Origin of the sequence: Pseudolysinimonas sp. (assembly GCF_031389465.1) — a bacterium.
GTDB lineage: Bacteria > Actinomycetota > Actinomycetes > Actinomycetales > Microbacteriaceae > Pseudolysinimonas_A.
In genome coordinates this window covers 1-9,314 of the sequence record NZ_JANMSQ010000099.1, presented here as the reverse complement: position 1 = coordinate 9,314, position 9,314 = coordinate 1, and the positions used below count along the sequence as shown (strand labels likewise).

Here is a 9,314-nt window from a genome sequence, read left to right as displayed (position 1 = left end):
GAGCGAAGTCGGCGACCTTACCGGTGACGCGGTCATCGAACCGTGCGCCGAGGGCGACGATGAGGTCGCTCTCCTGCAGGGCGAGCACCGCCGGCACCGTGCCGTGCATCCCCGGCATGCCGAGGTGGTGGGGGTGCGAGTCGGGGAACGCGCCGCGCGCCATGAGCGTCGTGACCACCGGCAGCCCGGTGCGGTCGGCGAGCTTCAGCAGCTCCTTGTGGGCTTCGGCGCGCACGACACCGCCACCCACATAGAGCACCGGACGCGTCGATTCGAACATCAGCTCGGCGGCGGCGGTGATCTGCTTGCCGTGCGCCTTGGTGACCGGCCGGTAGCCAGGCAGCTCGAGCTTCGGCGGCCAGGAGAAAGTCATCGAACCCTGTTGGGCATCCTTGGTGATGTCGACGAGCACGGGGCCCGGTCGTCCGGTCGAGGCGATGTGGTACGCCGACGCGAGCGCCGCCGGCACGTCTTCGGCCCGCTTCACCAGGATCGAGTGCTTGGTGATCGGCATCGTGATGCCCACGATGTCGACCTCCTGGAAGGCATCCGTTCCCATCGAGGTGGAGAACACCTGGCCGGTGATCGCCAGCAGCGGCACCGAGTCCATGTAGGCGTCGGCGATCGCCGTCACCAGGTTGGTCGCGCCGGGGCCGGAGGTCGCGATCGCGACACCGACCTTTCCGGAGGCCGCGGCGTAGCCCTCAGCCGCGTGGCCGGCGCCTTGCTCGTGGCGCACCAGGATATGGCGGATCGTCGTCGACGCCATCAGCTCGTCGTAGAACGGCATGATCGCGCCGCCCGGGAGTCCGAAGACGTCGGTCACGCCGAGCTTCTCGAGTGAGGCGAGAATGGCGCCCGAACCGGTCATGACGTTCTTGGCAGGCTGGGCCGGGTCGCGCGGGGGGGCAGCGGGTGAAGCATCCGCAGTCATGATGTGTCCTTAGAAGGCTCAGGCCTGAGAGAAGCGATGGATGTCTGAAGCGCTGAAGTTACCCGGTGACCGCACCCTCGGCGGCCGAGTGTACGAGCTTGGAGTACTTCGCGAGAACGCCACGGGTATAGCGCGGAGGCAAGGGAGCCCAGCCGGAACGGCGGCTCTCCAACTCGGTCGGATCGACTTCTAGGTCGATCGACCGGGCTGCGATATCGACCCGTATCAGATCACCATCGCTGACGAAGGCGATCGGACCTGCGTCCACTGCCTCCGGGGCGATGTGGCCGATGCACAGGCCGGTTGTGCCGCCTGAGAATCTGCCGTCTGTCAATAGTAGGACATCTTTTCCGAGCCCCGCGCCCTTGATGGCGGCGGTGATAGCGAGCATCTCGCGCATCCCGGGGCCGCCCTTCGGGCCTTCATAGCGGATGACGACGACATCGCCGTGCTGGATCTCGCCGGCCGCAAGGGCATCCATGGCGGCACGCTCACGTTCGAACACGCGTGCCGGGCCCTCGAACACGGCGGCGTCGAAGCCGGCCGTCTTCACGACCGCACCTTCCGGGGCCATCGTGCCCTTGAGGATCGTGAGACCGCCGGTCGCGTGGATCGGCTTGTCGAGGGGCTTCAACACCTCACCGTCGAGCGGGGGGAGATTCAGCTCCTCGAGGTTCTCGCGCATCGTCTTGCCGGTCACCGTCATGACGTCGCCGTGCAGGAGGCCGGCATCTAGCAGGGCCTTCATCAGCACGGGAACGCCGCCGCGGCGGTCGACATCGTTCATGACGTACTTGCCGAACGGCTTGAGGTCGCCGATGTGCGGCACCTTCGCGCCGACCCGGTTGAAGTCGTCGAGGTCCAACTCGACCTCGGCCTCGTGCGCAATCGCCAGCAGATGCAGCACGATGTTGGTCGAACCGCCGAGCGCCATGCCCACCGCGATGGCGTTCTCGAACGCCTCCTTGGTGAGGATCTGCCGAGCGGTGATGCCCTTATTCAGCAGGTTGACGACGGCTTCACCCGAACGGTGCGCGTACATGTCGCGGCGACCGTCGGAGGCGGCGGGAGATGCCGAGCCGGGCAGCGAGAGCCCGAGCGCCTCGGCGACCGACGCCATCGTGTTGGCGGTGTACATGCCACCGCACGCCCCCATGCCGGGCGCGAATGCGCACTCGATGCGGTGGGCATCCTCGCGGCTCATCGTGCCGGCCAGCACGCCACCGACCGCCTCGAAGGAGTCGATGATCGTGATGTCCTTCTCGGTGCCGTCGCTCAGCTTCACCCAGCCCGGAGCGATCGAACCGGCGTAGAGGAAGACGGATGCCAGGTCGAGTCGAGCCGCCGCCATCAGCATGCCCGGGATCGACTTGTCGCACCCGGCGAGCAGCACCGAACCGTCGAGCCGCTCAGCCTGCATGACGACCTCGACGCTGTCGGCGATGACCTCACGCGACACGAGCGAGAAGTGCATCCCCTCGTGACCCATCGAGATGCCATCGCTCACCGAAACCGTGCCGAACTGCAGCGGATACCCACCGCCGGCGTGCACGCCCTCCTTCGCCGCGCGGGCGAGGCGGTCGAGGCTCAGGTTGCAGGGCGTGATCTCGTTCCACGAACTGGCAATGCCGATCTGCGCCTTGTCCCAGTCGGCGTCGCCCATGCCGACCGCGCGAAGCATCCCGCGGCTCGTGGTGGCTTCAATCCCGTCGGTGACGGTGCGCGACCGCGGTTTGTGGTCGATCGCGGGCACGCCATTCGAAGGCTGTGTTTCCGGCATGTGACGAGGGTACCGCCCGCCCGAACGGGTCGCTGCGCGAGGGGTGACACTGGCTTAGATGGAGCCCGGCGCGGTTGGACCCACGTCGATCTCCGTCTGGGCGCGCGCGGCTCCATCTAAGCGAGCGTTACATCGGGGTCAGTGACCCGAGCGGTCGGAGTCGACTCCCGCGTCGGGGCCTTCGTCGAGGGTCGTCAGCGCCGCCATGTCGTCGGTCGAGAGCTCGAACGAGAAGAGGTCGAGGTTCTCGGCGAGTCGGGCCGGGTCGCTGCTCTTCGGGATGACGACGAGCCCCTGCTGCACGTGCCAGCGCAGCACGACCTGGGCCGGGGTGCGACCGAGGCGTTCCGCCACCGCGACGATCACCGGTTCGGCGAGCAACGACCGCACGCCGCTTCCCCCGCCGAGCGGACTCCACGACTGGGTCACGATGCCGTGAGTGTCGTCGCAGGCCCGCTGCTCGAGCCGCGTGATCGCCGGGCTGATCTGGATCTGGTTGACCGCAGGCACCACCGAAGTCTCGGCGATGAGGCGGTCGAGATGGGCGGGCTTGAAGTTCGAAACGCCGATCGCGCGGGCCAGGCCGTCGGCGTGCAGCTTCTCGAAGGTGCGCCAGGTCGAGACGTACTCGTCGCGCTGCGGCAGCGGCCAGTGGATGAGCAGCAGATCCACGTAGTCGGCGCCGAGCCGCTCCAGAGCAGCGCGCAGACCATCGATGGCCCGATCGTCGCCCTGGAATGTGCCGTCGAGCTTGGTCGTGACGAACAGCTCCTCGCGCGGCACACCGGAACGACGGATGCCGTCGCCGACGCCCGCCTCGTTGCCGTACTTGGTCGCGGTGTCGATGTGCCGGTAGCCGACCTCGATTCCGGCGGCCACCGCATCCGCCGCTTGCGCGTCGTCGAGCGGCCAGGTGCCCAGCCCGACCTGTGGGATGCTCGCGCCGGTGTTCAGGGGGATCGCGGGGATGCTCATCCCGCCATCCTCTCCGATGCGGCTCTACTGTTCGTGAACGTCGCCTTCGCGGAAGGTCGCGAGGGTCTTCAGCACGAGCGCGACCTCCTCGGGCCCGGCGACGCGGAACGCGGCTTCGGTCGCACCCGAGCCACTCTTCACGCCGACGTCGTGCGACAGCAGTGCCGCGAAGGCATCCTCGTCGGTCACGTCGTCGCCCGCGTAGAACACGGCATCCGCGGCGGTGTAGCGGCGCAGGTGCTCGACGGCTTCACCCTTCGTCGTCGAGCGGACGGCGAACTCGAGCACGTTCTTGCCGTGCCGCACGGTCAGGTTCTCGATCTCGGCCTGCGCCTCCGATAAGGCGACGAGGTGCGCGAGGCGCGAGTTGTCGTCGGTCGCGAGGCGGGTGTGGAGGGCGAAACCCGCAGGCTTGGATTCGAGCCAGACCTGATCGATCGCGTCGGCGACCTCACCGAGCACCTCGTGCAACACCTCGACCTGCTCGATTTCGGCGGTGTCGAGGCTCACTCGGTCGCCAGGGTCGTCGAGCCGTAATTCGATCCCGTGCGATCCAACGAGCAGAACGCTGTCGGGGAGGTCAGACACGTCGATGAGACTGCGCAACGCGCGACCCGACACGAGCGCGACCCGAGTGTTCGGCAGCTTCATCAGAGCGAGCACCGCCTCCCGCGCCTCCGGGATCGCTCGGGCCTGCTCGGGGGAATCCACTTCGGGGGCGAGAGTGCCGTCGAAGTCGAGAGCCACCAGAAGTCGACGGGTGCGGGCGAGCTCGCGGAGCGCTCCGACGAGCGACGACTGGAGGGGGGCCGCGGAGGCGCGGTGCCGGGGTTCGTTCACGGCTTCGGGACGCGCTCGACGGTCCACTCGAGGTCGCCGAGAGGGTCGAGATCGGCACCGAGTCGGTCGATGCCACCGTTTGCGTCACTCAGGGTGCGCAGGAAGCTGCGCGACCAGTGGCCGACATCGTTTTCCCGCACGCGCTTCCGCAGGGAACGCATACGCTTGCGACGCTCGGCGCGCGGCATGTCGACGGCCTGCATGATCGCATCCTTCAACCCGTCGATGTCGTGCGGGTTGATGCGCAGTGAGGTCTTCAGCTCGTCGGCCGCTCCGGCGAATTCGCTCAGCACCAGAACGCCGTCCTCGTCGTGGCGGGCTGCCACGTATTCCTTGGCGACGAGGTTCATGCCGTCGCGCAGTGCCGTCACGAGCATCACGTCGGCGGCGAGGTAGAGCGCCGCCATCTCTTCGCGCGGGAATCCGTGATGCAGGTAGTTGACCGCCTGGTGACCGATCGTGCCGAAGTCGCCGTTGATGCGACCAACGGTCAGTTCGATCTCGTCGCGCAGATGCTTGTAGGTCTCGACCCGTTCGCGGCTCGGGCTCGCCACCTGGACGAGCGTGACGTCTTCGACCTTCAAACGCCCCTCTTCCAGGATCTCTGAGAAGGCCTTGAGCCGGTGGCCGATGCCCTTGGTGTAGTCGAGCCGGTCGACCCCGAGTATCACCGTCTTCGGATTGCCGAGCTCCGCGCGGATCTGTGTCGCCCGAGCCTGCACGGCGGGGCTGCGCGCAAGCTCCTCGAACGCCACGACGTCGATCGAGATCGGGAACGGCCGGGCGACGACCCGTCGAGCCGGCAGCTCGTCGGTCGCCGGCACCTCGATGAACGGGCTTCTCGTCGGGTAGCCGAGCAGCCGGCGAACCGCGCGCGAAAAGTTGCCGGCATCCGATACCCGCTGGAAGCCGATGACGTCGGCGCCAAGAAGTCCCTCGATGATCTGGGTGCGCCACGGCAGTTGCGAGTACAACCCATAAGCAGGAAACGGGATGTGGTTGAAGAACCCGATGACGAGGTCGGGTCGGGCCAGGCGCAGCATTCGAGGCACGAGCTGGAGCTGGTAGTCGTGCACCCACACCGTCGCACCCACGTCGGCGACTGCGGCGGCCTGGTCGGCGAACCGCTGGTTGACGGCGACATAGGAGTCCCACCAGTCGCGGTGGTAGGTCGCCGGCACGATCACGTCGTGGTACAGCGGCCAGATGGTGTCGTTGCTGAAGCCCTCATAGAAGAGTTCAACCTCGCCCCCGGTGAGGGCGAGCGGAACGATACGGAGTCCCGAGTGCGTGAACGGCGCGAGCTCCACTTCGGGCTGCCCGATCCAGCCGACCCACGCCCCCTCGGTTTTGCGCATCACCGGTTCGAGCGCCGTGACCAACCCGCCCGGCGACTGCTTCCAGGAGGCGGAGCCATCCTCGGCGACGACACGGTCGACCGGCAGGCGATTGGAGACGACGACGAAGGCGAAGCGCTCGTCGGCCATTTCACGACGGTAGCAGCCGCCGCCGAGAGGCCGAACCGATGGCGCAGAGGCCGCAGAACGTGTAATAGGCGCGCCGACGGAGTTCCCGAAACTGTCACACGCCGGACACACGGTCGCGTTAGGTTAGAGCGCGATGATTCAGATCGGCATGAGCACATCCTGCAACATCCTCTTGGGGGTGGAGCAGTCATTCAGGCTCGCACGGATCGCCGGCTACGACGGTCTCGAGATCATGGTGACGACCGATCCCGTGTCGAGGGATGCTGCTGCGCTGAATGCGCTGATCGAGCGGTACTCGCTGCCGATCCTTTCCATCCACGCCCCGTCGCTGTTCTGGATGCAGCTCATCGGCGGCCGTGACGCTCAGGTGAAGTTAGAGAAGTCGGCGGAGCTCGCCGCATCCGTTGGCGCCTCATCCGTTGTCGTGCACCCGCCGTTCCGGTGGGAAGCCGGCTACGCCAAGAACTTCGAACGCATCGTGCGCCAGACCGCGCAGAACACCGGCATCGAGATCTGCGTCGAGAACATGTTCCCGTGGAAGGTCGGCCACAAGATCCTGAAGGCCTACGCGCCGAGCCCTGACCCGCTCGACCTCGACGTCGACGCGATGACCCTCGACTTCTCGCACGCCTCGCTCAGCGGCCGCGACTCGCTCGAGTACGCGATGGCGATGGGCGACAAGCTGCGCCACATCCACCTCTGCGACGGTCGGCGAAGCGTCGACGACGGCAACATGCACGACGAGCATCTCGTGCCGGGCCGCGGCACCCAGCCGGTCGCCGAGACGCTTACCTACCTCGTCGAGAACGGCTTCACCGGGCACGTCGTCGCCGAGATCGGGCTGCACAAGATCCGCAACCCGCAGGTGCGCCTCGACATGCTCGTCGAGACGGTCGCCTTCGCGAAGCAGTACATCGGTCAGGAGCACGCGACGCGCGAGCCCCTCGCCCGCGGTGCGGAGCGCATCAACGGACGCAGCGTCCGGCGCGCCCGCAAGGCCGCCTCGCGCTCGTAAGTCAACCCCCGCCGAGTGGATGCCGGTCGCGGGGTAGCGTTGAGATTGACCTCAGGAGGCCGCATGCGCAAGTTCATCTTCAACTTCAGCGTGCTGAGTGCGCTGTTCGGCGCAGTCGGGCTGGTGAAGACGACGACCGCGGGCCCGCGTGATTGGCGCCTCATCCTGTTGTGGGTCGCCTGGGGAATCAACGTCGCCATCGCCGTCGGTACCGCCGCCGAGCGGGCGAAGGACCACGAACTCGAGGAGTGGTGATGTTCGGAGACCGGTACGGCCTCGGCTGGTTCTGGCACGTCGGCATGTTTGTCGGGGGTCTGATCTTCACGGCGGCAGTCGTCGTCGTCGCGGTGCTGCTCGTTCGGTACCTCATCGTCGCCACCCGCGCCGCCCAGTTGTACCTGGACACGAACTCGACGATTCCCCCGGCTGCGCCACCGTCGACGAAGCCCGCGCCGCGCACCCCGAAGTCCCCGCCCGCCGCCTGACGATCAGGCCAAGAAGCCCCGCAGCAACACGGCGGAGGCGTCGAGGTGCTCGCGCATCGCCTCGGCAGCACCCTGTTCGTTGCCCGCGAGGATCGCGAACACAATCGCTTCGTGCTGCCGGTTGGAGTGTTCGATGGTGCGGGCCAGCAGCGGGAAGGTGTCGAGCAGGTCGTTGACTCGCGACCGGTTGTCGGCGAGCAGGGTGACGAGCGACGGCACACCGACGATCTCGGCGAACGCCAGGTGCAGCCGGGAGTCAAGGCGTCGATAGTCCTCGGGCGTCGCAGCCTGCACTTCGCCGAGGCGGGTCCAGAGCAGTGCGCGTTCCTCGGCGCCGAGGCTGCGGCTCGCCGCGGCACGCACCGAGCCCACCTCGAGGATTTCACGCAGGCCGACGACATCCTCGATCTCGGCTGTGGTGGGCGTGACCGTGGGCACGACCGGAGGCGGTGGAAGCGGGTCGGTGACAAAGGTGCCACCGTAGCGGCCGCGCTTCGAGGTCAGGTATCCGGCTTCGGAGAGCTCGCGGATGGCTTCGCGCACCGTGTCGCGCGACACCGAGAATCGGGTGGCGAGGTCGCGCTCACTGGGCAGCGCCTGGCCGGGGGGAACGACACCGAGCCGGATCGTCTGCATCAGCCGTGCGACGGTGTCTTCGAGCGAGTTGCCGCTGCGAACCGGGCGGAAGACTGCTTCGTCGACGAGAGATGCCGGCGGGTCGGGGGTACTCACAACGGGGTGACGTAGGCGGCGCTGATGCCGCCGTCGACGAGAAACGTCGAGGCGGTGATGAAGGACGCATCGTCGCTCGCGAGAAACGCGACGGCGGCGGCGAGTTCTTCGGGTTCGGCGAACCGCCCGACGGGCACGTGCACGAGCCGGCGGGCAGCACGTTCCGGGTCCTTCGCGAACAGCTCCTTCAGCAGGGGCGTGTTCACCGGTCCGGGGCACAGCGCGTTGACACGGATGCCCTGGCGCGCGAACTGCACACCGAGCTCCCGGGTCATCGCGAGCACGCCGCCCTTCGAGGCGGTGTAGGAGATCTGGCTGGTCGCCGACCCCAGGATGGCGACGAAGGATGCCGTGTTGATGATCGAGCCGCGCCCCTGCGGAACCATGTGGCGCAGCGCAGCGCGCGAGCAGAGGTACACGCTCGTGAGGTTGACCAACTGCACACGATCCCAGGCGTCGAGCTCGGTGGTCTCGATCGAGTCGTCGTCGGGCGGCGAGATGCCGGCGTTGTTGAACGCGATATCGACCGAGCCGTACTCCGCCGCGGCGGTGTCGAACAGGGCGTCGACCTGGTCCTTATCGGCGACGTTCACCGGCACGAACAGGCCGCCCAACTCGGCTGCGGCCTTCTCGCCGGAGGCGGGGTCGAGGTCGCCGATCACGACTTTCGCGCCCTCGGCGACGAACCGACGCGCGGTGGCGAGGCCGATTCCGGATGCGCCGCCGGTGATCACGGCAACGCGACCCGCGAGTCTTTGGGTGAGGTCCATCGGGCTACTCCTGACTGAAGAAGACGTTCTTGGTTTCGGTGAAGGCAAGGGCCGCGTCGGGGCCGAGTTCGCGGCCGAGGCCGGACTGCTTCATGCCGCCGAACGGGGTGGTGTAGCGCACCGACGAGTGCGAGTTCACCGAGAGGTTGCCGCTCTCGACGCCGCGGGCGACGCGGATGCCGCGGCCGAGATCGCGAGTCCAGATCGAGCCCGAGAGGCCGTAGATCGACGAGTTCGCGAGACCGATCGCGTCGGCCTCGTCGTCGAACGGCAGAACGCTCACCACGGGGCCGAAG

11 protein-coding genes are annotated in these 9,314 nt (G+C 67.5%); 3 read left to right on the top strand and 8 right to left on the bottom strand.

Features of this window, described 5'->3' with window-relative positions; genetic code table 11:
* From RMO30_RS04020 to RMO30_RS04000, 5 genes are all read right to left on the bottom strand, one after another.
* A partial coding sequence (locus tag RMO30_RS04020) for a thiamine pyrophosphate-binding protein (RefSeq protein WP_309709827.1) occupies positions 1-934 on the bottom strand: 934 nt, incomplete at its 3' end.
* 58 nt (positions 935-992) lie between these two features.
* Positions 993-2,714: a dihydroxy-acid dehydratase gene (gene ilvD / locus RMO30_RS04015; RefSeq protein ID WP_309709824.1), complete on the bottom strand. Its 1,722-nt coding sequence runs from the start codon at positions 2,712-2,714 to the stop codon at positions 993-995.
* Between the two features lie 138 nt (positions 2,715-2,852).
* Positions 2,853-3,689, bottom strand: a complete 837-nt coding sequence (locus tag RMO30_RS04010; RefSeq protein WP_309709822.1) for an aldo/keto reductase — start codon at positions 3,687-3,689, stop codon at positions 2,853-2,855.
* A gap of 24 nt (positions 3,690-3,713) precedes the next feature.
* Complete coding sequence (gene otsB, locus RMO30_RS04005) at positions 3,714-4,529, bottom strand: trehalose-phosphatase (RefSeq protein WP_309709820.1); 816 nt, start codon at positions 4,527-4,529, stop codon at positions 3,714-3,716.
* On the bottom strand, positions 4,526-6,016 hold the full coding sequence (locus RMO30_RS04000; protein WP_309709818.1) for a trehalose-6-phosphate synthase: 1,491 nt from the start codon (positions 6,014-6,016) through the stop codon (positions 4,526-4,528). The genes otsB and RMO30_RS04000 overlap by 4 nt, the downstream gene beginning before the upstream one ends.
* A 148-nt stretch (positions 6,017-6,164) precedes the next feature.
* Here RMO30_RS04000 and RMO30_RS03995 point away from each other — a divergent pair, with 148 nt between their 5' ends.
* The 3 genes from RMO30_RS03995 to RMO30_RS03985 all read left to right on the top strand — a co-directional run bounded on the left by RMO30_RS03995 (position 6,165) and on the right by RMO30_RS03985 (position 7,516).
* A complete protein-coding gene (locus RMO30_RS03995; RefSeq protein ID WP_309709816.1) occupies positions 6,165-7,031 on the top strand; it encodes a sugar phosphate isomerase/epimerase in 867 nt (288 codons plus the stop codon).
* A gap of 63 nt (positions 7,032-7,094) precedes the next feature.
* A complete protein-coding gene (locus RMO30_RS03990; RefSeq protein WP_309709814.1) occupies positions 7,095-7,286 on the top strand; it encodes a hypothetical protein in 192 nt (63 codons plus the stop codon).
* Positions 7,286-7,516, top strand: coding sequence for a hypothetical protein (locus RMO30_RS03985; protein WP_309709812.1), 231 nt, complete (start codon positions 7,286-7,288; stop codon positions 7,514-7,516). Before RMO30_RS03990 ends, RMO30_RS03985 begins: the two co-directional genes overlap by 1 nt.
* 3 nt (positions 7,517-7,519) lie before the next feature.
* Here RMO30_RS03985 and RMO30_RS03980 read toward each other — a convergent pair whose 3' ends face one another.
* From RMO30_RS03980 to RMO30_RS03970, 3 genes are all read right to left on the bottom strand, one after another.
* Positions 7,520-8,248: a GntR family transcriptional regulator gene (locus tag RMO30_RS03980; RefSeq protein ID WP_309709809.1), complete on the bottom strand. Its 729-nt coding sequence runs from the start codon at positions 8,246-8,248 to the stop codon at positions 7,520-7,522.
* Complete coding sequence (locus RMO30_RS03975; protein ID WP_309709806.1) at positions 8,245-9,018, bottom strand: 3-oxoacyl-ACP reductase; 774 nt, start codon at positions 9,016-9,018, stop codon at positions 8,245-8,247. Before RMO30_RS03975 ends, RMO30_RS03980 begins: the two co-directional genes overlap by 4 nt.
* A gap of 4 nt (positions 9,019-9,022) precedes the next feature.
* Positions 9,023-9,314 (bottom strand): aldehyde dehydrogenase family protein (locus RMO30_RS03970; RefSeq protein WP_309709803.1); only part of this gene is annotated, 292 nt, incomplete at its 5' end.